Annotated in this window: 23 protein-coding genes; 2 read left to right on the forward strand and 21 right to left on the reverse strand. The window is 41.1% G+C overall.

Features of this window, described 5'->3' with window-relative positions; translation table 11 throughout:
- Positions 1-27: 27 nt before the first annotated feature.
- From tatC to ilvA, 3 genes are all read right to left on the reverse strand, one after another.
- Positions 28-765: a twin-arginine translocase subunit TatC gene (tatC, locus tag ACR42H_RS18795; RefSeq protein WP_113884671.1), complete on the reverse strand. Its 738-nt coding sequence runs from the start codon at positions 763-765 to the stop codon at positions 28-30.
- 97 nt (positions 766-862) lie between these two features.
- Positions 863-1,060 (reverse strand): twin-arginine translocase TatA/TatE family subunit, encoded by a 198-nt coding sequence (locus ACR42H_RS18800; RefSeq protein WP_113884670.1) that lies wholly within the window; start codon positions 1,058-1,060, stop codon positions 863-865.
- A 149-nt stretch (positions 1,061-1,209) separates the two neighbouring features.
- On the reverse strand, positions 1,210-2,478 hold the full coding sequence (ilvA, locus tag ACR42H_RS18805; RefSeq protein ID WP_113884669.1) for a threonine ammonia-lyase IlvA: 1,269 nt from the start codon (positions 2,476-2,478) through the stop codon (positions 1,210-1,212).
- Positions 2,479-2,650: 172 nt separating this feature from the next.
- Here ilvA and ACR42H_RS18810 point away from each other — a divergent pair, with 172 nt between their 5' ends.
- Entirely contained in the window at positions 2,651-2,887 is a 237-nt protein-coding gene (locus ACR42H_RS18810; RefSeq protein WP_113884668.1) for a hypothetical protein, read from the forward strand.
- 63 nt (positions 2,888-2,950) lie between these two features.
- On the opposite strand, the gene ACR42H_RS18815 is transcribed toward ACR42H_RS18810, so the two are convergent.
- From ACR42H_RS18815 to ACR42H_RS18845, 7 genes are all read right to left on the reverse strand, one after another.
- Positions 2,951-3,610 (reverse strand): lysophospholipid acyltransferase family protein, encoded by a 660-nt coding sequence (locus ACR42H_RS18815; RefSeq protein WP_436372525.1) that lies wholly within the window; start codon positions 3,608-3,610, stop codon positions 2,951-2,953.
- Positions 3,611-3,798: 188 nt separating this feature from the next.
- Positions 3,799-4,284 carry a dihydrofolate reductase gene (locus ACR42H_RS18820; protein WP_436372527.1) on the reverse strand — a complete coding sequence of 162 codons (486 nt, stop codon included), beginning with the start codon at positions 4,282-4,284 and terminating at the stop codon, positions 3,799-3,801.
- Positions 4,281-5,075, reverse strand: coding sequence for a thymidylate synthase (locus ACR42H_RS18825; RefSeq protein WP_436372530.1), 795 nt, complete (start codon positions 5,073-5,075; stop codon positions 4,281-4,283). Before ACR42H_RS18825 ends, ACR42H_RS18820 begins: the two co-directional genes overlap by 4 nt.
- A 91-nt stretch (positions 5,076-5,166) precedes the next feature.
- Positions 5,167-5,868, reverse strand: a complete 702-nt coding sequence (locus ACR42H_RS18830) for an anthrax toxin lethal factor-related metalloendopeptidase (protein ID WP_113884664.1) — start codon at positions 5,866-5,868, stop codon at positions 5,167-5,169.
- 236 nt (positions 5,869-6,104) lie between these two features.
- A complete protein-coding gene (locus tag ACR42H_RS18835; RefSeq protein WP_113884663.1) occupies positions 6,105-6,716 on the reverse strand; it encodes a TerD family protein in 612 nt (203 codons plus the stop codon).
- 50 nt (positions 6,717-6,766) lie between these two features.
- Positions 6,767-7,873 (reverse strand): toxic anion resistance protein, encoded by a 1,107-nt coding sequence (locus ACR42H_RS18840; protein WP_113884662.1) that lies wholly within the window; start codon positions 7,871-7,873, stop codon positions 6,767-6,769.
- Positions 7,874-7,875: 2 nt separating this feature from the next.
- Positions 7,876-9,513, reverse strand: a complete 1,638-nt coding sequence (locus ACR42H_RS18845) for a YceG family protein (RefSeq protein WP_113884715.1) — start codon at positions 9,511-9,513, stop codon at positions 7,876-7,878.
- A 294-nt stretch (positions 9,514-9,807) separates the two neighbouring features.
- On the opposite strand from ACR42H_RS18845, the gene ACR42H_RS18850 reads away from it, so the two are divergent.
- Positions 9,808-10,056 (forward strand): hypothetical protein, encoded by a 249-nt coding sequence (locus ACR42H_RS18850; RefSeq protein WP_436372535.1) that lies wholly within the window; start codon positions 9,808-9,810, stop codon positions 10,054-10,056.
- Here the strand turns inward: ACR42H_RS18850 and ACR42H_RS18855 are convergent.
- From ACR42H_RS18855 to ilvD, 11 genes are all read right to left on the reverse strand, one after another.
- Complete coding sequence (locus tag ACR42H_RS18855) at positions 10,053-10,853, reverse strand: HAD family hydrolase (RefSeq protein ID WP_113884660.1); 801 nt, start codon at positions 10,851-10,853, stop codon at positions 10,053-10,055. The two genes, ACR42H_RS18850 and ACR42H_RS18855, sit on opposite strands and share 4 nt — an antisense overlap.
- Positions 10,853-11,959 (reverse strand): cysteine protease StiP family protein, encoded by a 1,107-nt coding sequence (locus ACR42H_RS18860; protein ID WP_436372538.1) that lies wholly within the window; start codon positions 11,957-11,959, stop codon positions 10,853-10,855. The genes ACR42H_RS18855 and ACR42H_RS18860 overlap by 1 nt, the downstream gene beginning before the upstream one ends.
- The gene (locus tag ACR42H_RS18865; protein WP_436372541.1) at positions 11,952-13,325 is read right to left on the reverse strand and encodes a phosphoribosyltransferase family protein; all 1,374 of its coding nucleotides are present in this window, start codon (positions 13,323-13,325) and stop codon (positions 11,952-11,954) included. Before ACR42H_RS18865 ends, ACR42H_RS18860 begins: the two co-directional genes overlap by 8 nt.
- On the reverse strand, positions 13,255-14,466 hold the full coding sequence (locus ACR42H_RS18870) for an HpcH/HpaI aldolase/citrate lyase family protein (RefSeq protein WP_436372543.1): 1,212 nt from the start codon (positions 14,464-14,466) through the stop codon (positions 13,255-13,257). Before ACR42H_RS18870 ends, ACR42H_RS18865 begins: the two co-directional genes overlap by 71 nt.
- 126 nt (positions 14,467-14,592) lie before the next feature.
- Complete coding sequence (locus ACR42H_RS18875; RefSeq protein WP_113884656.1) at positions 14,593-15,366, reverse strand: TerC family protein; 774 nt, start codon at positions 15,364-15,366, stop codon at positions 14,593-14,595.
- Positions 15,367-15,455: 89 nt separating this feature from the next.
- Positions 15,456-16,037, reverse strand: coding sequence for a TerD family protein (locus ACR42H_RS18880; RefSeq protein ID WP_113884655.1), 582 nt, complete (start codon positions 16,035-16,037; stop codon positions 15,456-15,458).
- Between the two features lie 109 nt (positions 16,038-16,146).
- Complete coding sequence (locus ACR42H_RS18885) at positions 16,147-16,734, reverse strand: YpjP family protein (RefSeq protein ID WP_436372546.1); 588 nt, start codon at positions 16,732-16,734, stop codon at positions 16,147-16,149.
- Positions 16,735-16,755: 21 nt separating this feature from the next.
- Positions 16,756-17,934 carry an LL-diaminopimelate aminotransferase gene (locus ACR42H_RS18890; RefSeq protein ID WP_436372549.1) on the reverse strand — a complete coding sequence of 393 codons (1,179 nt, stop codon included), beginning with the start codon at positions 17,932-17,934 and terminating at the stop codon, positions 16,756-16,758.
- Between the two features lie 317 nt (positions 17,935-18,251).
- The gene (locus tag ACR42H_RS18895; RefSeq protein ID WP_436372552.1) at positions 18,252-19,025 is read right to left on the reverse strand and encodes a class I SAM-dependent methyltransferase; all 774 of its coding nucleotides are present in this window, start codon (positions 19,023-19,025) and stop codon (positions 18,252-18,254) included.
- Positions 19,026-19,104: 79 nt separating this feature from the next.
- The gene (locus tag ACR42H_RS18900) at positions 19,105-19,539 is read right to left on the reverse strand and encodes a BrxA/BrxB family bacilliredoxin (RefSeq protein ID WP_436372554.1); all 435 of its coding nucleotides are present in this window, start codon (positions 19,537-19,539) and stop codon (positions 19,105-19,107) included.
- 208 nt (positions 19,540-19,747) lie between these two features.
- Positions 19,748-21,418: a dihydroxy-acid dehydratase gene (ilvD, locus tag ACR42H_RS18905; RefSeq protein ID WP_113884714.1), complete on the reverse strand. Its 1,671-nt coding sequence runs from the start codon at positions 21,416-21,418 to the stop codon at positions 19,748-19,750.
- Positions 21,419-21,781 lie beyond the last annotated feature (363 nt).

Genomic DNA, 21,781 nt, shown 5'->3' on the forward strand with positions numbered 1-21,781 from the left:
TCTGATTATGCTATCCGATTAATTTTTTTAAGAAGATGCCTCTCCTGAATTCTCAGCCTTTTTCAGCTTTCTTTTGTAGACAATTTTAGATAAGTTGATGCTTATTTCATAAAGCAGAAGCAATGGAATCGTGACAAGAATATCAGACATGAAGTCAGGAGGTGATATAACAACTGAAATCACTACAAGGACAAAATAAGCATACTTCCTGATTTTAGTAAGCACATAAGGATTAATAATTCCAAGCGAAGTCAGGAACATGATGACTACAGGGAGTTCAAACAAAACTCCAAAAGGCAAAGTCATATTAAGGACAAAGCGGAAATATTTATCCGCTGTGAAATTGGCCTCAAACATTTCTCCACCCAATTCAACAAGAAAACTCAATACGGTGGGGAATATGACAAAATAGCCAAAGCATAGGCCAATAATGAACAAAATAAAAAGCGCCGGCACATAAGAAAGAGAGATCTTCCGCTCAGCTGCTGTCAGGGCAGGCTTGACAAAAAGCCAAATCTGCAAAGCCAGAACGGGAATTGTCCCTGCAACTGCAATGACCGTAGCAAGCATAAAGTAAACCCAGATAATATCACTTGGGCCAAGGACAATCAATTTGACTTCCAGGTCTCTTACCAGCCATTTATAAATATCCTCAACAAAAACAAAGCCTGCAATAAAAAAAAGGATAAATGCTGATGCCGTTATAATGAGTCTTTTTCTTAATTCATCTAGATGTTCGACTAAATTTAACTCTTTTTCTTCCATACAATTCTCCTGCTAATTTTATAAAAAACCAGGCTTTGGACCAGCCTGCTGTATCTGAAACCAAAACAAAAAGGCGCAAGAAGTATATCCTTACACCTTATTTAACCGTTTTTTTCTTAGAATCCTGTTCAAGTTCTTCCATAACGTCACTTGTTAGGCCACGGGTGGATTTTTTGAATTCTCTAAGTGTTTCACCAAAAGCACGGCCAATTTCCGGCAGCTTTTTTGGTCCGAATATGATTAACGCCAAAACAAGGATTAAAATTAATCCGGGAACACCAATATTTGAAAGCATATTCACATCTCCTTTTAAGTACTTCCCTTCTGAATCTAATACGATTATAGTACTTTTCAAAGGAAATGTCACAGATATCATAAAAATTCATATTTCAGTCACAAAATCATAGGAAATAATATGAAGCTGCCAAGTCATTCAGGTGGTGATTATACCAGCAGATGAAAAAGGTTACTGTCTTTGTTTATCTCTTTATATGAGAACCCCTTTTTATTCATTCTTAAAATGAGGTCACTATAGTCCTCTTTATGCTTTAACTCAATTCCCACAAGGGCTGGACCATTTTCTTTATTATTTTTCTTCGTGTACTCAAACCGTGTAATATCATCTGTCGGGCCAAGAACCTCGTCAAGAAATTCTCTTAATGCTCCGGCACGCTGAGGGAAATTCACAATAAAGTGGTAAAGCAGGCCTTCATAAAGCAGGGACCTCTCTTTTATTTCCTGCATTCGTCCAATATCATTATTGCCGCCGCTGATCACACATACGACATTCTTTCCTTTAATTTGCTCCCTGCACATATCAAGTGCGGCTATTGGCAGCGCACCTGCAGGCTCAGCCACAATCGCATGCTCATTGTATAATTCAAGGATCGTCGTGCACACTTTCCCTTCAGGTACCATGAAAATATCATCAACATGCTCATTGCAGATTTCATAGGTTTTTTCACCGACACATTTTACTGCCGCTCCATCTACAAACTTATCAATTTCATCGAGAGGTGCTACTGCTTGAGCCCTGATAGATTCACTCATCGATGGTGCTCCTGCCGGTTCTACTCCAATCATCTGTGTTTCCGGTGATATACTTTTTATGTAAGTGCTCAGTCCGGCCATTAATCCGCCTCCGCCAATACTCGCAAAAACAAAATCTGCAGGCTCCTCACAATCGTTAAGGATTTCCACCGCTACTGTCCCTTGTCCTGCAATCACCATTTCATCATCAAATGGGTGAATAAATGCCCTGCTTTCCGCCTCTGCACATTTAAGAGCTTCGTAATAGGAATCATCAAAGGTATCTCCCACGAGAATGATTTCCACTGAGTCCCTGCCAAACAGCTCCACCTGACTTACTTTTTGTCTCGGTGTGGTTGCCGGCATAAAAATTTTCCCCTGGACGCCAAGATGCCTGCATGCGTAGGCGACTCCCTGTGCATGATTCCCTGCACTTGCACAGACCACACCATTTTCCAGCTCCACTGCAGTTAAAGATTTTACTTTATAATAGGCACCCCTTAATTTAAATGAGCGGACATGCTGAAGATCTTCTCTTTTCAGATAGACATTGCACCCATACTTTTCTGATAGACGTTCATTTTTCTGTAAAGGTGTATGGGCAACAATATCCTTTAGCTGCTGGTATGCAATCAGAATATCTTCCAACTGCACCCATTTTTTTGTCATTACCTTCTGTTCCATTTTGCCACCCTCTTCTTTACAAGTTATTAATTTGTACATTATACCATGACAAATCATGATTTCAATCAGGTTTTTTAAAAATTTACATTTTTCGAATTATTTTAAGGATAGAAATCGCTGAAACCGACATATAATAAGCAAAAGCTAATTTATATCTCAAAGGGGTGCCGGAATGGAGTTTTCTTTATGCAGTCTGGATAGCGCTTTGCCTGTGGAAGTAACATTGGATGAAGATAACGGCAGGTATATGATTCGGAAAAGCGACACGAGCGGAGAGTACTTCAACAGTGCTGACGAATTAATACAGTGGGTGAAAGCCAACTTTACAGCAGAAGAGTTTTGCGATCCCAAAGAATACCACGGAATGATTCAGAAGCTGACAGATTATTTAGTGAATCCCAATTTCTAATTTTTAATTAACCGAATAAATAATGATAGAAATAGGGCCCCTGACTGAATGGGGCCTTCTTCTTTATGACGCGATCTTCTTGCCTGTAAGGCTGCTGCAGATTATTTCTCTTACTTCCTGCGCAAGAAACTTTGCATCCATATTTTGAACGATCTTAGAATTCACAGGCTTACACACCTGGATTTCTATTTTAGCCGGCTTTATGAGCCTCCCATTCTTTTCAAACACATCAGCTGTCCCTTTAATAGAAATTGGCACAATCGGAACACCTGCATCCTGTGCAAGCCGGAATCCGCCCACTTTAAAAGGCGCTACCTGCCCGCCCTTACTTCTGGTTCCTTCCGGGAAAATCAGGAGAGAGTGACCCTGCCTTAAAAGCACTGCAGCATCCTTTAAAGAATTGATAGCCTTGCTGCGATTGCTGCGATCAACAAAAACACAGTTCATGACTTCCATCCATGAAGAGATAATGGGTGCTTTCTTAACTTCAACTTTTGAAATAAAACCAAAAGGTTTATCAATGGATGCAAGAAGGACTGGAATATCAAAATCCCCTTCATGATTGCAAACAATAACGACAGGCCCGCCCGGAATCAATTCCTGCCCCTTAACTTTCACTTGAGAGCCTGAGATTTTCATTATTGTCCTAGACCACTTCTGCGGTACATTATGGATAATGCGGTCGCGTTCCTCAACAGGGAGCACAGCATTCAATTTCCTCATGCGGTTTAGTGCAGGGAGGCTATAAACTAAATATCCGCCCATATACAGAAAAAAGATTATTAATCGAAGCATAATGACCTCCAGGTCTTGGGATGGTTTACATTATATAATAATCAGGTTCCTTTCACTATATGTTTACAGATTAGATGATTAAAAAAGCAGCCCGCCGGTGCGAGCTGCTTTTAAGATTATTTTCTTTTATAAATGAGGAATTCAAAATCATATGGATTTTTTTCATCCCTGGTGCCCTTCTCCCTTGAAAGGAGATTCCATTCTGACATGTCTAATTCCGGAAAGTATGTGTCTCCTGCAAATTGATCATAAATCATAGTCAAATAGAGACGATCTGCTGCAGGAAGAATGGCTTTAAAAATCTCGGCACCGCCAATGACGAAAATTTCATCTTCCTTTACACCGCTGTACTTCAGAAGCTCTTCAACCGAATTTACAACTGTGCACCCTTCACATGAAAAGGATTCATTGCGGGTAATAACAATATTCTCTCTCCCCGGCAGAGGTCTTCCGATTGAATCCCAAGTTTTTCGTCCCATGGCAATCGGATGCCCCATCGTAGTTCTTTTAAAAAACTTTAAATCCTCAGGCAGATGCCAGGGAAGTTTATTATCCTTGCCAATCACACGATTCTCATCCATTGCCCACATTAAAGAAATCATACACTGACAACTCCTTTAATATGAGGGTGGGGATTATAGTCTTCCAGCTGGAAATCATCAAACTTAAAGCTGAAAATGTTCTTCACATCCGGATTAATACTCATTTTTGGAAGCGGTCGGGGATCACGGCTCAGCTGAAGGTTTACCTGGTCAATATGATTCTGGTAGATATGCACATCTCCAAACGTATGTACAAATTCACCAGGCTCCAGATCGCACACCTGTGCAACCATCATAGTCAGCAAAGCATAGGAAGCAATATTAAACGGAACCCCAAGAAAAACATCCGCAGATCTCTGATAAAGCTGGCAGGAAAGTTTCCCATCTGCTGCATAAAACTGGAACATGCAGTGGCAAGGAGGCAAAGCCATCTTTTCTATCTCTCCTGCGTTCCATGCATTTACAATCAGCCTGCGGGAATCGGGATTTGTTTTAATCTGGTCAATCAGGCTGCTAATCTGATCAACTGTATTTCCATCGGCACCTGTCCATGATCTCCATTGATGACCATAAACCGGACCAAGATTGCCTTCCTCGTCAGCCCATTCATTCCAGATTCGCACACCATTCTCCTGAAGGTATTTTACATTTGTATCACCGTTTAAAAACCATAACAGCTCATGGATAATGGATTTCAAATGCAATTTCTTTGTTGTTACCAATGGGAAGCCGTCCTGCAGGTTAAAGCGCATCTGATAGCCAAATGTGCTTATTGTCCCTGTGCCAGTGCGGTCTTCTTTCTTTGTGCCATTCTCCAAAACATGCTTGCATAGATCCAAATATTGTTTCATTTCAACCCAACCTTTTTTAAATACTCATTGCTATTGTACACGAATTTCCGTAAATTTCACATCAGATAAATATTTAGAGAAACGGGTTAAATTAGTATAATTTGTTTATAAAATCATAGGTTTTCGGAGCATTCACACTTAATGATTTCCTGGATTCGCCTCCTGCAAAATACATGGCAAAAGCCTCAGCGAAATATTCTTCAGGGAAGGATAGAAAATAATTTTGACCGGGGAACAATTTAGCTTTCTCTGCTTTCCAGACAGAGAGAAACTTCTGATTAAATCGGATGCCATTGTAAACATAGCGATCAACAGAATGGGCAAGTTCATGAAGTTCCAGATTAACGGATCCATGGCCTTTCCCCTTATCACTGTAGCCTATTTTAACAAGGACCGTTTTTGCCCCGCCAATCCCAGGGACATCATCCCAGGTGGTGCCCCCTGTATAGCCGCGGGGAATTACCCCTTCAAGGTGCTGAGCAGTAGGATTATCAGTAAGCTTTCCTACGAATAATTTCACCCTTATATCTTCATCCTCTATTTTGGACAGCAGGGAGGCGGGCAGATTATCCACCCGGGAAATCATTTCTGCAGCCTCTCCCTCATCAAAAGGTTCGAGCGGCAATATGAAAATGCCGCCGAGCTGCCGTGGGGATTTTAAACTGAGAAGCTCTTTAAGCTGGGAGGAGTGCGGATAATCTTTTAGTTTAATACCGCCCATGGCAGCCTGAGAGTTACCCAGCAGTGCAAGGGAAACCATCATGATTGTAAATGTCAGTGCCATTTTGCGCATTTTAAAAGCCCCTTCTGCTAATCTAAGATGTATAATTTCCGGGCAACAGAGCCCTTTGAAGTAGTGCCTAAGCTGCGGAACTGCCTGAATGGAGAAAAATTTTTTAACCGTTCTGTTAAACTATTAAAATTATAACATACGAATGAAGGAATAGAAGGAAACAAATGATGGCAAAATTAAATGAAAATTCAAAAAGGGCCCGAGTAAAATCGGGCCCCTGCCAATGGTTATCTTTATTAAGAATATGAACGCACAACATCTGATAGGCCTGGGGAAGCCGTTCCAGTGCCAACGGCAGCAAACTTCCAATCGCTTCCATGCCGATAAATCTCACCAACAATTAAACTAGTTTTTCCGCTGTAATCATCTGTCAGGTTATAGTGAATCAGCTCTTGATTGCTGCCTGAGTTGACAACACGGATGAAAGCATTTTGAATCATGCCAAAATGCTGCTTTCTCTTGACGCTGTCATAAATGTTAACGACGAATACCATTTTGTGTATGCTAGCAGGCACTCTGCTTAAATCAATCAGCACTTGTTCGTCGTCTCCATCTCCTGCACCCGTCAGATTGTCCCCGGTATGCTGGACACTTCCATCGCTGCTTTTCAGGTTGCCGAAATAAATAACATCTTTATTACTCTTAAGTTTTCCATTTTCACCAAGCATGATAACAGAAGCATCACAGTCGATATTTGCACCGCCGCCGCCTCCGAATAAAGATCCCAGAAGACCGCCGCCTCCGCTTTTTTGTACTGGATCCCACCCTAATCCTACCATAATTTTAGATAATCCCGGATTTCCTTTAGTTAAGTCAACACGCTGGCCCTTTTGAAGATTTATTGCCATATCAATTCCACCTCATCAATAATTTATATTTATTTAAAATGAGCAGCTGCCTAACCCTGCTGCTTCATTTTTTTAAAATTGTCCTGCAGCTGTTCCAGTCTCCTTGTTCCTTCTTCACGTAAACGCTTGTTTTCTTCTTCTATTGATTTTGTCTCCTGCATACCTTTCATGATGATATTCCAGGATTCCTCAATAGTTTCTATCTTAATGCTCGGACCGCCTGCCAATCTTGCTATATCAGCACTTTGATTAGAAATATTCTGGGCATTGCGCACAAGCATTTCATTTGTCCGTCTGTCCAGCTCGCTCATTGAATCTGCAACAAGTTTTTGTCTCTTCGCTGCCACTGCCTGAATCAGGCCATTCTTAAAAATTGGAATCGTAGTAACGAATGCAGAATTAATCTTCCCGATCAGCTTGGTATTGCCTCGCTGCAGCAGCCGGATTTGCGGTGCAGTTTGTAGGGCAACCATTTTAGCCATTTCAAGATCATAGACTCTTTGCTCCAGCAGTTCGATGGCATTTCTTAACGTATCCAGCTGCATCGAAGCCATTTGATCCCCCTGGGCCGCCCTTCCTTCCAGCTGGGGAAGCTGATTGGCTTTTAATTCGTCGGCTTTCAGCTGTCCTGCCACAGCATATTTTTCAAGCGTCAAATAGTACTGATAATTTTGCTCATACATTTGTTCAAGCATGGTTGTGGAGTCAACCATTTCACTTTGGTATTTGGAAATTTCAACATAAACTTTATCAATTTCCGCGCCCATTGTCTGATATTTTCCGAAAAGCTTTTCAATCATCTTTTCTCCGCGCTTGAAAAGCTTGCCAAAGATCCCTTTTGATCCCTGCTCGAAATCCTTCTTGTCAAATTTGTCCATAATTCTGCCGAGCTGCTTTAAAAGTTCACCTGAATCCTCAACCTTGGTTGTTCTCATGTTGCTCAGTATCTGATCAGAAAAGCGGGAAATCTGGACAGCAGGCTCTTTACCGAATTCAAGTATTTGAATTTGGTCCTTCTCATCGATGGACCTGGCCAAATTTTGCACCTCAGGTTCCTGCCTTAAAGCTAGCTTAATTTCTGATACCTTATTTTCGGTTAATTTGTCATCCTGCACCTGGGCTGTTAAATTCATATCTGCTGCTTTAGTCGGATTCATTTTCAATCACCCTTTAAATTTTTTAATAATCCTTGAAAGAGAACCTTCTTTAGAAAGGATGGCTCCTTAAATTCCTGTTCAAAAACAACATCCTCAAGCCAATGGACATCATATAAATCTTCCTCAATGAAGTTTTCAATGTCGTTATGGCCCGGCGGATTATACAACACAATATCCAATCCAAACTGATTAAGCAGCAAAAGAAGAGCGGCATCCGATCTTACCATCGTCCCGTTCAGCTCGTTGTTATAGAGGATAATCTTAGGGACGTCCTGAGAATAATCAAATTGCTGCATTAATTTTAGAATGCTTGGCGGAATTTGCAGACTTTGGCTAAAAAGATAAATCTTCAATTCTTCTTCCGACTCACTGGAAAGCGGCTTTATACGCGGACGTTCACACATATTTCTAATGGCCATTGCAATTCCATTTTGCAGGCCGCCAGGAAGCTGCTGATACCTCCAATAGTGCCCTGCAATGATTTTTTCAGGGTCAAGCTTTCCTTCCCTGTCAAGTGCATTCCGATAATGGAACCGAAAATCATTGTTGACGCTATTTGTAAAAGGAAATCTCCTTATCAGCAAACTTTCATCATACTGGCTGATTGTTTGTATTCGATCCCAGTATTCCTTGCGGTTCCTGCTTACACCCTGGATCTTTGAAAATACGGAAGGTATCATGACCCTTCCTTCTTTCACCTCGAAGTTTGGGCGGATCATGGCTTTCTCTTTGATTAAAATAAAGAGCTCATCATAAGTGGTTTTCAGTGTCACAGAGGAAGGTGTATAGTCCCGCAGCTGCCAGGGTTTATAAAGTCCTGAACCCTCATGGTTAAGTATAGTTTCTATTTCCCTGGATGCTCTATAGGCAACTGTAGCACTCCTTCTTCTCTTTTCTTGCGGAAAAGGCTCTGGCCTTTTCTTTTCAGGGTAATGATGAGCAAAAGACTCTTGAACCACCGGCCCCATTTTTGCCGGAAGATCTTCCCCTGAAGGAGAAAAATAAAGAATATCGCACCCGATCTGAATTAAGTAGTATAAAAAATAAAAATGACTCTTTTTCCCATTACCGTACCATAGGATTTTTGGCATAGCCATTTTAGGGTCAATATCTTTAAGTTCTGTGCCCAAATGGTTAGTGGACCACTTTATCACATCTACAAGCACTCTTCGGATTTCCTGGTTTTTCAACCCGGCTGGTTCAAGTTCAGAAAAAAGTTTCAGCATACTGATCATCGCTTCTCTAATCTTCCTGTGCATAGAAGGTGAGGATGATTTAAGCAGCAGCTGTTCCCCATCAAGGAAAGCAGCAAAGCGGTTTATGGATAAATCCTGTTCCCGGTTAATGTTCAGGACTTTTTGTATCGCCTGGAACTGCTGATTATTAATGGTTTTATCCAGATGTTCTTCACTCAAAAGAATAAGCCCTGCATTTTCTGTGTGAATAAGGTCAAAAAGACGATTATAATATTCATCTTCATCGAGCGGAACTCCGAGAAACCTGGCAACAATCTGGCCAATATGCAAAGTTTGCTGTTCCTCTCTGTAATTATCACGCTCGTGATTCGGCTTTGTTAAGTGTGAAGTCCAATTCTCATTTGTAACCTTTAAGATGTGAGTTTTGATTTGACTGTACGACAAGTTCAATTTATATCCCTTCCCTCTATGAGCGAAAGATGCATTCTTATCATTTCATTCAAAAATGGCGTTTCAGTTCCCGGATAATGACACCGGGAAAAAATATGTAAACTTATTACCATCATATCATAGGAATACAGCCTTTTTCTAAAATGGTTAACTTTCTTTACGATTTAACAGGAAGAAAGTTTCACTTCAGCAGTATTTTCATAGCTGAATAACCTCAAATGAACTTTTTCACCATTATTCCTGTCCCTGCATAAATTGGAGTACTCTATGAAAGGAAGGTGAATCAGTATGAGGCTGCTTTTTCGAAGAGTGAGATATCAGGGGATTGATCATGATCTGGATATGATCAGGAATATTTTATGTTCCAGTTCTTTAGTTTTTATAGACATCTTTTTCTTGTCATTAACCCTTGCCATTTTCGCTTTTGCCAATTACCAGTCTATTGCCATCAGCAGCTTAATCTTTACAGGATGCGCTACCTTTTGCATCTGTTTATTTATCGTTTTAAAAAAATGGCTGAGGGACCAGCCGGACTAAACTCTTTCTTTAATATTATTTAAAATATCATTTAGAATTTCTTCCCCGGCCGCTGCCCCTATATTATTAGAAATCAAGTAAGGATGTGAGAGGGAAAGATTAGCTGCCAGTTCACCATGGTTTGGGACGTATGCGAAATCGCAGAACTTTAAGAAATCATGGTCGAGAACTGAATCTCCTGCTCCAAAAACACTACTTATTCCTTCCCGATTCCTAATAAATTTTACCGCCTCGCCTTTACAGATAGGATTTGGCATAAAATACAGTTTTCTCCCCTGCAGGGATATTCTCCACCCATAAGACTCAGTCAGCCTTACTATTTCCTCCTTGGCTGCTGGTGTTATTTGTTCATTCAGAATATAGTAAAAGAAAAGATTTTCAGCGGTTTTTATTTTTCCGTTCAGTTCCAGGCATTGTGATCTGTCCAGCATTTCCTCAAGCAATGCACACTCTGAATTTAGACGTTTTCGGACTATGCCGGACCACTCATCAAGAGGTTTTCCATGATAATGAATATTTGCGCCATTCGATGTGATAGTGTACGGAATGTTAAGATTATCCTCAAAAATGAAAATACGCTTAAATTGTCCGTATGTTCTCGTTGTAACAGGCACAAAGAGCATTTGAGCGGATACCTTTTTCAGCATCAAGAGCGCCTCGTTTGACATAAAGGCTGCTTCCCTGCCGTCGATACGCTCAACAGCTATTAAATTTTTTTCTCCTGTCTGTCCAAAATCAGCTAGCGCTTTATTTGAGTAAATCAATGTCCTGTCCAGATCTGAAGCAAACATCCTCATTATTCTTCTCCCGTCTTTTTAATTAACCCACAGCATGTGTAGCTCATATCAGGATAATGAATAATTTCGACATTCCGCTCCCGGGCCAGCATGACAATATGGCGAACATATGGACTTTCCGGGTCTCTCATCAGGATCTTCCATGGAAGCCTTCTCAGAAGAACCCTGGTGGTTTCTCCGACTCCCGGCTTTACAAAGTTAATAGATTCAATTTTAAATTCCTCTTGTATTCTCTGAACTTCTTTCATTCCTTTAAAACTTGCTCCCCCCGGGTTTTCCATAATCTTGGCCGCAAGTTCAGCTGCTTCCTGTTTAATAGCCGAGAACTCCTCTGTAATCGCTGAGAGATAATGGTTTGAAACATCTGCTTCCTCCAGCTCCCTGTAATATTTGGCGCCATGATAATCTTCCGGCCCAATTAAGGATTCATTTAATACTGTTCTGCTGACCAATCCTGAAACAGTAGAATTGAGGCAGGCACTTGGAATCAGAAAGTCTTCCCTTGTTCCATAAAGTGTTGTGCAAAAACCTGGATCCGCAAGAACGGCCAAAGTGTCATCGAGAAGAACACCATAAAGTTGATGAAATTGTCTGCAGGCCTTGGTTAATTCAACAGAAATAGCCCCTTTGCCTGTCCATCCATCCACAAACTGAATATTGCAGCCAGGATGTGAGTTTAATATATGCTTTATCGCATTTTCGTCAATCCCCCGGTCTCTGATAATGGAAATGCTGTAATGCGGCAATCTTACTCCATATACTTCATAAAGATACCGTTTTATCAGAATACCGACAGGCGTCCCAGCTCTTGCCAGGGAAACTAAAACTGTTTCTTTTCCTTTTTTCTTCCAGATTTGTTCAGAAACCACTCCGGTAGACAATGCTGCCTTTCGTTTGTATTCATCAAGCGTTTCCCAAAACAGGGAAAGGTAATTTTCAGGAGGCTGGTATTCAATAGGAAGTGTTTCACTATAATGCTGACCGGACTGAATGTTTTTTTCCCTTTGCTCAATGGATCCTTCAAGTGAATATCCGCTTAAATCCTTCAGTAAAAATACAACGTCATCTTTACTATATGAACCAAATTTATCTGCAATTCTATTCATTTCTTTCACCCCCATTAAAGGAAACTATCTTTATATTCTTTATATATTTCTTTAATTGATTGATAAAAGGCATAAGTGAATCTTCTTCTGGCTCTCTTTCGAAAAACAGGAATAGTTCTTCATAATAGTCTTCTGGAATGTTATAAACAAATTGTGCCATTTCAGTGTCTTCAGGGTTTTGAAAGGAAATGCCGTATTTGGCTCCATATTCATTATCATTTCTTACAAAAATGGGACTGCGTGTTGTAGAGTGGAATTTTACGCCTTCCCCCATTAATGAGGCAAGTTTCATAGGGATATACATAAACTCCCCTGTTCCAAGACATAACGTATTCCTGCCATCCCGTTTACCTGATAGGTATTGGCCAATCTCAGCTAATGACACGCTTAACCTGGCTTGGCTTTTTGCATCCAGCCCGAAACGGCCAGAATCTTTTAAATAAGGAGTAGTTCTGATTTCACCGCTTAGAGCAGCAGAAGGCTCATTCATCCGGCTTAATAGTTCAGGGAATTCATTATTTATATGAATATAGGAAATTAGCGCATCATTTCCTTTCAGTTCATCCTCAGACTGGCTTTCCTGCACTTCAGGGTAACCCTTAACGTCTATCTCCCCTTTTAGAAGAGACACACTGTGAATAATAATGCCCAATTCTTTTTCAAGATCATCAAACAGAGCCTGGTTTTTCGGGGAACGCCAATCCAGAATGGAGACGACTGTATAAATCTTTCTGGGAAAGCGTTCATGAATGGATCGGATGATATTAATGGCTGTTTTTCCTGTTGTCATTTCATCATCAACAAGAATGATCTCTCTCTTATTATCCAAAAGGCTTTCATCTGTGTAACATCTGTGGGAAGTAGCATGGGAATGTTCTTCTTCAAATGTTATGACAGAATTCCTATCAATCAGCTGCTCTCTTGTTGTGTGAAAGTAATCGGCACGTTTAAATGATTGAAAGAAAGCATGTCCAAGTGCCGTTGCTGTTTCGGCAAAGCCGATAATGACAGGGTTATAGTCTTCATGAATAAAAGGGCTGCTGTTTATGATGCCTAAGCCATTTTTAAAAGCAGATAGAAGCTCAGCGGTCTTTCCTGGTTCCACCTTCTTTACCTTTTCCATATAACGGCTGGCAAGCAGTTCCCCTGTCAGGAGTCCGATTTGCGGATTAATCGGAATATGTTTTCCGAGTACTTTGCTGACAAATAAAAAGGATCTTTTTTTATTTATTCTTGCGGCCATGACAAACAAATCTTCAGGCGCCAGCTCATAAGGGTTATCGGTTATCTGAATATCAACGGTTAACGAGTTGAGTATCTGAATTGAATGTTTCGTTTTTGAGTAGGTCAATGTATGTGATCTCATCCTGCAGCACCCCGTATACTTCTGATTTTAATAATATTTTTTTAGCCCAATATAAATGGGGTTTAATTTCATTCATTTTGTTTTGGTAATCGCTTTTCATAACCCCTATTTTTCCGCCGGCCTGACCGGCAATGCTCTGTGCATCCAAATACTCTTCAAGGGTTACAGTATTCAATGCCTGTACAGGTTTAATATGTGTGGGATGGATAATGGTTTTTCCAGTTAAGCCATTTGAAATATCCATCGCGATTTCTCTTATTAATCCGTCCATATGCCGATCAATCAAGTCCGTCCTCATTTTGAGCCCATCCTGCCCAAGACGTTCCCTGAATGGCGTCTGCCTGATTTGAGGCTTCAGAAGACGCTCCTTTGAGGAGAAGTATTCCCATACCGGGCCTGAGATGACGTATGGCTGGTCCGCACGCAGGAAAATATTAATGATATCTGATATACAATCTCTTATTACAGCAATGTCGTAAACTGTTGTATCTGAATTTCTCCGTATCCCATACAAGCCGCTAAAATCCGTTGCTCCAATTCTCACATTCAGAATCAGATCAGAATATTGGTCCAGCACCTTCTTAATGCCGATTAATTCATCAAGCCTTGTTTCTTTTTGAATGATTTCTTTAGTTTCCAGAATCGGCATGGCATATAAACAATAACCATAAGAATTAAGCCTTTCAATTTCAGTTAGAATTTTGCATCCTTCAGCCGGAGAGAACTTTGGCAGGACAAAACCAGTAAGAAGATGCATGCCATTGGGAATTCTGCTTTTGAGTCTAATAAGCTGATCATAGCTTCTGATCCGGACGAAAAGCAAAGGGAGATCTTCTTCTTCACAAAGCCCCTTCGCAAGGTCCGATCTCAAATTTTCCAATTCCAAAGACAGCAGGTCTTCTGCCTGTTCCACTTCATCATCACCAATTGCATCTTCAAGGCATATGACCATGGATGTAAGGCCTGCATGCTTTTTTGAGAGCAGATCCTGATGAATATGAGGCCTTGTAGCCGGCATATATAAAGTTGCTCCAAGTGCATATGCTAAAAGCTCCCTGCCAGACCTCTTGTTAAAATGGCCCGGCTTTTTGTAAAACACCTGATTTATTTTTTCATCCGGAAGATCGGAAAATAGTCTCATTTTTGCAGCTCCATTCCTTCACTTAAATACTACTTTCTTCCTTTTTCATCCAAAAAAGATAAAAATAAAAGGGAGCGGACATTTGTCTGTTCCCTTCTTAACTCAATGCAGTTATATTATTTAAATTCAGCCCTGATCTGCAGCTTCCTTTTTGGCATTCCTTGCATGGATGACAAAAGTAACGGCAAACACGATAATCAATACAATAAAGAAGTAAATATGGTCTATATGAATTCCAGCGGCGCTGGCAATCATCTTAGCAGAAATAAGAAGGATCAAAATATATGAGCTTGTTTCCAGTTCAGGAACCCTGTCAATCAGCTTTAAGAATACTCCCGCTACACCACGCATCATGATTATTCCAAGCATGCCTCCTATTAACAGTACCCAGATCTCTTGACTCACTCCTAGCGCAGCCAATATACTGTCTATTGAAAAAGCAATATCCATTAATTCAACTGCAATGACTGTTCCCCAGAAAGTACCAAAAAGGCGAATTAATAAGCCTTTCTGATTAATCCCTTCTATTGCCTCTTCATCACCATCTTGCTCGGCTTTCCGCTTATCAATAAAATACTTGATTGCAAGCCAGGCTAAATAGGCTGCACCCAATACCTTAATATACCAGAATTCAATTAAGAATACACCGATTCCAATGGCAATAAACCTGAAGAAATAAGCACCTAACAGACCATAAAAAAGTGCTTTCTTGCGCTGTTTTTCCGGCAGATGTTTTACCATTACAGCAAGTACGAGTGCATTATCAGCAGACAATAAGCCTTCTAAAATGACAAGTGTCCCTATCAGTGCCCAGCTTTCCGGCTTTGATAAAGCTTCAACCCACATTTCCCAGTTAAAAAACTGGGAATATGTATGCATTATAGATTCTAAGATTTCCATTTTAAATTTATTCCCCCCGGATGATGACTATTTTATTCATATAAAAGACCCGGCATTGCCGAGCCTTATTTAAAAAATATACCTCTTATTTATCCAACCTGTAAACCAAAATCTTTTGCCAGTGCAGCCAATCCGCCCTGATATCCGCTTCCGATTGCACTGAACTTCCATTCTCCGTTATGTCTGTATAGTTCTCCGACTACAAGTGCAGTTTCGATAGAGAAATCTTCACCTAAGTCATAGCGGATCAATTCTTCGCCTGTATCTTCATTCAGGATCCTCACATAAGAATTCGATACCTGTCCAAAGTTCTGACTGCGTGCTTCTCCGTCATGAATCGTGATTGTGAACGTTATACGCTGAATGCTTGCAGGTACATTAGCCAGGTCAATTTTCACCTGCTCGTCATCGCCATCCCCTTCACCAGTACGGTTATCTCCAGTGTGTACAACGGAACCATTAGCACCTGTTGTATTGTTATAGAAAACAAAGTCGCTTTCAGAAGTTACCTTCCCAGTGTCTCCAAGAAGGAATACGGAAGAATCCAAATCGAAGTCATTTCCGCCATCGTATTTATTTGTGTCCCATCCAAGTCCAACTATTACCTTGGTCATACCTGGGTTTGTTTTTGTTAAGTCAACTTTTTGTCCTTTTGATAAGCTTACTGCCATTTCAACTCAAACCTCCATTATGTAGAATAAATGTATTTACGCTATAAATCATGAAAAGTTTCATAATCCATAAAAATATTTTTTCATATTCCAGGATTTATTTCAATCTTTAACTCATCCATTTCGGCGGAGTGTTTTTATTCCAGTAAATTGATCCAAGTTCATGGTGGGCCTGAAAATTATCATGATGTGTGTGATAATGAAAATTAAACCAGTATCCCTGCTGTGGAGGATGGTCCCTTCTTACATGGAAGCGAATGACGTCTTCATTCGCCTTGCTATTGGTGATATGGAAGATTTTTTCCGACAATCCGCCCCCCGGAGTTTCTGTAACCTTTAATTGAGCAAGGCTTTCTTCGGGAAATTGCACCGCCACCTCCTGGATGGCTTTCTCAATATTTGGAAGTATTACATCGTTAAACTCATCTTCAATAACAGGGCCAATCTTTGCACCAAACTTCTCATACGATTGTACCTCAGCTTCTATAAGCATCTGCCTAATGAAGTCATCTTTATCAAAATTAGTGTCTTCCTCTTCAGCAAGTTCTGCACTGTTTTCCGAATTTTCCACATCGGAAGCTCTAGAGGCTTTTAACTGGCTGGTATTTTCATATAGAAATGCCTGAGAAGGTGTGACGAGGCCAAAGGTTAAAATGGTAACCAGTACGACAAAGGATTTTCTCAGCCAATTCGGCATGTTTTTTCGCCTTCCTTTCTGCTAAGCAAGGATTTTCTTCAATATACCGCTTTTTTCAATATTTGCGGCAGCTTGCCTTAATACATCTTCGGGCTGAACAAGTGCAATCCGAACATATCCCTCACCCCATTGGCCAAATGCACTTCCAGGGGTTACGACTACGCCGGCGCGGTTAATCAAGTCAACCGCAAAATCCCTGGATGTGCTGTATCCACATGGAATCTCTGCCCACAAGAACATTGACCCCGCTGGCTTGCTGATATCCCAACCGATATTTTTCAGCTCTTTTAATAATACATCTCTTCTTTTTTTATATGTTTCTCTCAAGTCCTGCAAAAAAGAGGATTGATCATTCAATGCTTTCACTGCAGCTGACTGCACCGGCAAGAATACCCCATAATCCAAATTGGATTTGAAGTTGGACAGCAGCGCAATAAGCTGCTGATTACCGGCAGCATATGCCACCCTGCATCCTGCCATATTAAAACTTTTCGATAGTGAATTCATTTCAATCCCTACATCCATGGCCCCTGTAACAGACAAGAAGCTTATAGGCTTCTTCTCATAATAAAGTTCTGAATAAGCAAAATCATGCAATACAGCAAAGCTGTACTTCTTTGCCAGATGGATCACCTGAAGAAAAAACTCTTCTGTCGCCATTGCAGGAACGGGATTGCCGGGGAAATTCAGGATCATTAATTTCGTGTTTGTAAGTATTTCTTCAGGGATTTCATCCAAATCCGGAAGGAAGCTATTCTCCTTTTTTAAGGGCAAGCCGTACATCTGGGCCCCGGCCAATGCTGCACCTGCAGCATAAGCAGTATATCCTGGGTCCGGGACAAGGATATACTCTCCAGGGTCACATAGAACCATTGGCAAATGAACCAGCCCGTCCTGGGAGCCCATTAAAAGCTGCACCTCTGAAGATTCAAGATCCACTTCAAAATTTCGTTTATAATAGCTGCAGACTGCGGAATGAAATTCATTTGTACCTGTTAACGAGTACCCATATAATTCTGGTTCCCGGGTTCCTCTTGCTAACTCCTCCATAACAAAAGCGGGAGGGGGCAAATCAGGGCTGCCAATGCTCAAATCAATCACCGGAAATCCGTCTGAAAGTTTCGAATTCTTGATTTGGGACAATTCAGCAAACACACTTTCCGGAAAAGAAGCCATTCTTTTTGAAATAGGAAATTCCATAGTATCCTTCCTCGCTATGTATCTCAATTCTATTTTTCTATTATACTTCTTTTCGAACCAAATTTAAATTGATTTCATGTATCGTTAAAAAGAACAATAGATATATAGTGAATAATATATTTGCCGGATTATAAAGCAGCAAAGCGGGAATAATAAGAACAAATCGCGTTCTTCAAGCCGAGGAGAATAAAAAGGGGGAAATTCAGATGGATTGGTCTGTATTCTTTGTTATTGCCAGCCTTTTGCTGATGGCTTACTTTGTTTATCTGGCCATCGCAGATTAAAGAAGAAGGTGCCTGGTATTCAGGCACCTTTTCTTATTTTTCAATTACCCCAAAATGAAATTTCGATGACTTTCTTTCAATTACTTTGAAGCCATATCGGTCAAACCTGGAACTTTTAAAGTGATCCTTCAGAACCACTCTCTGTCTGGCTGCTCTTTTTGCATGAAAAATAACTTCCTCTGACAGGTCCTCATAAACAGCAAAGTTCCTTAGTGCTTTAATCCCCTCTGACTCAAGGATTTTTTCTTCAAACATGGGATCAAAATAGACAACGTCATAACTGTCCGGGGGCAATTTTTTCAAATAAGGAAGGGCCATTGACGATTCCACCTTTATTCTTTTCATTGCCTGATTCATACTATCAAGCCCGGAGTCCCATTGTCTAAGGCCATTCGCCACCAGGAAGGAAAGATATTTATTTCCTTCCAGTCCTGTAACTTTGCCTTTACTCCCTGCAGCATAACTGGCTGTTATGCTGTCCGAGGCAAGTCCAAGGGTACAATCGAGAATACTGCTGCCTTCTTTAAGCACCGCAGCCTGAAGAAAAGGATCCCCCTCTCCTTTTAGGAGACGTTTTACTCTGAACATCGCTGAACTGGGATGAAAGAAGAATGGCTGGCTTTCACCTATCGGAAAAAGCTCCAAACGTTCTTTTCCAACTACTATGCAGTCTTCAGGAACTTGTTTTTGGATCATTCCTACAGACCTTTTATTCCTGCTGATATATTCTGCTCCCAATTGTTCGGCAATTTTTTTTGCTTTTTCTTTCATTGCTTCATTGGTTCGTCCGGCAGTTGTAATAATCATTGTGTTCACCTGAATTTCTTAATTTTGCTATAAGAAAAGGGTGCCAGCAGACACCCCGTTTTGTTTAATCCTTATATTCTCAGCAATTCGCCTCAAAAGCAGCAAGAAGATTTTCCATGATCGCTTCCATGGAATGGTCTTCAATATCATGGCGGTGAATGAAGTGTACAACTTCCTTCCCTTTTAAGAGCGCCATAGAAGGAGATGAAGGCTCATATCCATCAAAGTACTCGCGCATTTTAGCTGTTGCCTCTTTATCCTGTCCTGCAAACACCGTCACTAAATGCTCAGGTTTCTTTTCACTGCGCAAAACGGCCTGTGTTGCTGCCGGCCGAGCCAGTCCAGCAGCACAGCCGCAAACTGAATTGACAACAACAAGTGCTGTTCCTTCAAGACCTTCCATAAACTGCTCTACCTCTTCTGAAGCTGTCAGCTCTTTAAAACCGGCCTGTACAAGCTCCTCACGCATCGGCTTTACCATTTGTTTCATATATTCCTCATATGCCATAGACATAAGATTTGCCTCCTCCTTAAGCTGCAGTTTGTAAAGTAAGCATACTATACCGTATGATCTTTATGCAATTTTTCTATGCCGGGAATTACTCTGCAGTCCTTTTTATCGTCCAATTATGATATGCTATTGCCCTAAATCAAATATATATCGGCCAAAGTCTCTTATAAGCAAGAAAGCCAGTCATAAATGACCGGCTTTCTTAACCTTATTAAATTTTCATAACGCCGCCTGTGCTGGCATTGGTTACAAGCTTCGAATAACGGGCAAGATACCCTTTTTTGACCTTTGGCTCGAAGCCTTGCCAATTGGCTTTGCGTTTTTCAAAATCTTCATCTGAGATTTCCAGGTTGATTGTACGGTTATTCAAATCCAATTCAATGATATCCCCATTTTCCACGAATGCAATAGGCCCGCCTTCAGCAGCCTCTGGAGAGATGTGCCCAATGCTGATTCCCCGGGAAGCCCCTGAGAAACGGCCATCTGTAATCAGGCCGACTTTTGCCCCAAGTCCACGGCCGACAATCTGGGAAGTAGGTGCAAGCATCTCCGGCATTCCAGGTCCTCCTTTAGGACCTTCATATCGAATGACTACAACATGGCCTTCCTGCACTTTGCCGGTAATGATTCCGGATAATGCCTCTTCCTGCGAATCAAAGCAGATGGCTGGTCCTCTATGGTATCCGCCTACTGACTCATCAACAGCACCGACTTTTATAATTGAGCCTTCAGGAGCAAGATTTCCAAATAGAACTGCCAGCCCTCCGCGTTCAGAATGCGGATTCTCGAGGTTTCGGATTACATTTCCATCCAGAATTTCACTGCCTGCTACATTCTCTCTTAGCGGCTTACCGGTAACTGTGAGACAATCTCCATTCAGGGCATCCGGCTTTTTAAGCAATTCATTGATGATAGCACTGACTCCACCCGCATTATGCACATCTTCAATATGATAATCTGAAGCAGGAGCAATTTTTGCTAAATGCGGTACCCGGTTGGCAATCTCATTAATTCGTTCAATCGGATATTCAATTTCGGCTTCGTGCGCAAGTGCCAATGTGTGAAGAACTGTATTGGTTGACCCGCCCATTGCCATATCCAGGGCAAATGCATTGTCAATTGCATCAATTGTAACGATATCGCGCGGCTTGATGTCTTTTTTTATTAATTCCATCAGCTGCTTGGCTGAACGTTTAACAAATTCTTTTCTCTCTTCTGATACTGCCAGAATTGTGCCATTGCCAGGAAGTGCAAGACCCAGTCCTTCTGCCAGACAGTTCATGGAATTTGCAGTGAACATTCCGGAACATGATCCGCAAGTCGGACATGCAACCTGTTCGATTTCCTGAAGCTTTTGTTCATCAATTTGTCCTGATTCAAAGGCACCTACACCCTCAAAGACAGAGCTTAAAGATAAAGGTTTTCCGCTTGAATCAACACCAGCTTTCATGGGGCCTCCACTGACAAAAACAGTTGGAATATTAACCCTTAAGGCCCCCATCATCATTCCAGGCGTAATTTTATCGCAGTTCGGGATACAGACCATTCCGTCAAACCAGTGTGCAGAAACAACTGTTTCAAGTGAGTCTGCAATGATTTCGCGGCTTGGCAGAGAATAGCGCATGCCAATATGGCCCATGGCAATACCATCATCTACTCCGATGGTATTAAATTCAAATGGAACTCCTCCTGCTTCACGGATTGCTTCTTTAACAATTTTACCGAATTCCTGCAAATGCACATGGCCTGGTACGATATCAATATAGGAATTGCACACAGCAATAAATGGTTTTCCGAAATCCTCTTCCTTTACCCCGGCAGCACGCAGCAAACTGCGGTGCGGAGCCCGGTCTGTTCCTTTTTTGATCATATCACTTCTCATCTGTGAGCCAGTCATAGTATGTAATACCTCCGTTTACCCTAGATTCATAATCTCTTATTCTATGGGGAATAATTTGTTAAGCCTCCTGCCCCCAAATATTTTCTTTCCAATATAGACCCTTTTTCGGATAATTTCAATAATTTTTACAAATTTATTATAATTTTTCGCTTTAAATGGGTGAAACAGCAGTGTGTGCAAGTTGTGAAATTCAATAATTGGGGACATTCTATAAAAATCCGGCCGCATAATTTTACTTCAGTCGTTACCTTACTGCTGCCATCTTTCCTAAGTCGCCGGGAACGATTCCTTATATGTCCAACAAAAAAACCGCTCCAGATTTTTATTCTGTGAGCGGTTTTTTCC

The organism is Cytobacillus sp. BC1816 (assembly GCF_051353635.1).
GTDB lineage: Bacteria > Bacillota > Bacilli > Bacillales > Cytobacillaceae > Cytobacillus > Cytobacillus oceanisediminis_C.

What these genes read in the sequence shown, in the direction of transcription:
- tatC (WP_113884671.1), bottom strand. Translation starts at nt 765, where the DNA reads ATGGAAGAAAAAGAGTTAAATTTAGTCGAACATCTAGATGAATTAAGA.
- ACR42H_RS18800 (WP_113884670.1), bottom strand. Translation starts at nt 1,060, where the DNA reads ATGCTTTCAAATATTGGTGTTCCCGGATTAATTTTAATCCTTGTTTTG.
- ilvA (WP_113884669.1), bottom strand. Translation starts at nt 2,478, where the DNA reads ATGGAACAGAAGGTAATGACAAAAAAATGGGTGCAGTTGGAAGATATT.
- ACR42H_RS18810 (WP_113884668.1), top strand. Translation starts at nt 2,651, where the DNA reads ATGGAGTTTTCTTTATGCAGTCTGGATAGCGCTTTGCCTGTGGAAGTA.
- ACR42H_RS18815 (WP_436372525.1), bottom strand. Translation starts at nt 3,610, where the DNA reads ATGAGGAAATTGAATGCTGTGCTCCCTGTTGAGGAACGCGACCGCATT.
- ACR42H_RS18820 (WP_436372527.1), bottom strand. Translation starts at nt 4,284, where the DNA reads ATGATTTCTTTAATGTGGGCAATGGATGAGAATCGTGTGATTGGCAAG.
- ACR42H_RS18825 (WP_436372530.1), bottom strand. Translation starts at nt 5,075, where the DNA reads ATGAAACAATATTTGGATCTATGCAAGCATGTTTTGGAGAATGGCACA.
- ACR42H_RS18830 (WP_113884664.1), bottom strand. Translation starts at nt 5,868, where the DNA reads ATGCGCAAAATGGCACTGACATTTACAATCATGATGGTTTCCCTTGCA.
- ACR42H_RS18835 (WP_113884663.1), bottom strand. Translation starts at nt 6,716, where the DNA reads ATGGCAATAAATCTTCAAAAGGGCCAGCGTGTTGACTTAACTAAAGGA.
- ACR42H_RS18840 (WP_113884662.1), bottom strand. Translation starts at nt 7,873, where the DNA reads ATGAATCCGACTAAAGCAGCAGATATGAATTTAACAGCCCAGGTGCAG.
- ACR42H_RS18850 (WP_436372535.1), top strand. Translation starts at nt 9,808, where the DNA reads ATGAGGCTGCTTTTTCGAAGAGTGAGATATCAGGGGATTGATCATGAT.
- ACR42H_RS18855 (WP_113884660.1), bottom strand. Translation starts at nt 10,853, where the DNA reads ATGAGGATGTTTGCTTCAGATCTGGACAGGACATTGATTTACTCAAAT.
- ACR42H_RS18860 (WP_436372538.1), bottom strand. Translation starts at nt 11,959, where the DNA reads ATGAATAGAATTGCAGATAAATTTGGTTCATATAGTAAAGATGACGTT.
- ACR42H_RS18865 (WP_436372541.1), bottom strand. Translation starts at nt 13,325, where the DNA reads ATGAGATCACATACATTGACCTACTCAAAAACGAAACATTCAATTCAG.
- ACR42H_RS18870 (WP_436372543.1), bottom strand. Translation starts at nt 14,466, where the DNA reads ATGAGACTATTTTCCGATCTTCCGGATGAAAAAATAAATCAGGTGTTT.
- ACR42H_RS18875 (WP_113884656.1), bottom strand. Translation starts at nt 15,366, where the DNA reads ATGGAAATCTTAGAATCTATAATGCATACATATTCCCAGTTTTTTAAC.
- ACR42H_RS18880 (WP_113884655.1), bottom strand. Translation starts at nt 16,037, where the DNA reads ATGGCAGTAAGCTTATCAAAAGGACAAAAAGTTGACTTAACAAAAACA.
- ACR42H_RS18885 (WP_436372546.1), bottom strand. Translation starts at nt 16,734, where the DNA reads ATGCCGAATTGGCTGAGAAAATCCTTTGTCGTACTGGTTACCATTTTA.
- ACR42H_RS18890 (WP_436372549.1), bottom strand. Translation starts at nt 17,934, where the DNA reads ATGGAATTTCCTATTTCAAAAAGAATGGCTTCTTTTCCGGAAAGTGTG.
- ACR42H_RS18895 (WP_436372552.1), bottom strand. Translation starts at nt 19,025, where the DNA reads ATGATTATTACAACTGCCGGACGAACCAATGAAGCAATGAAAGAAAAA.
- ACR42H_RS18900 (WP_436372554.1), bottom strand. Translation starts at nt 19,539, where the DNA reads ATGTCTATGGCATATGAGGAATATATGAAACAAATGGTAAAGCCGATG.
- ilvD (WP_113884714.1), bottom strand. Translation starts at nt 21,418, where the DNA reads ATGAGAAGTGATATGATCAAAAAAGGAACAGACCGGGCTCCGCACCGC.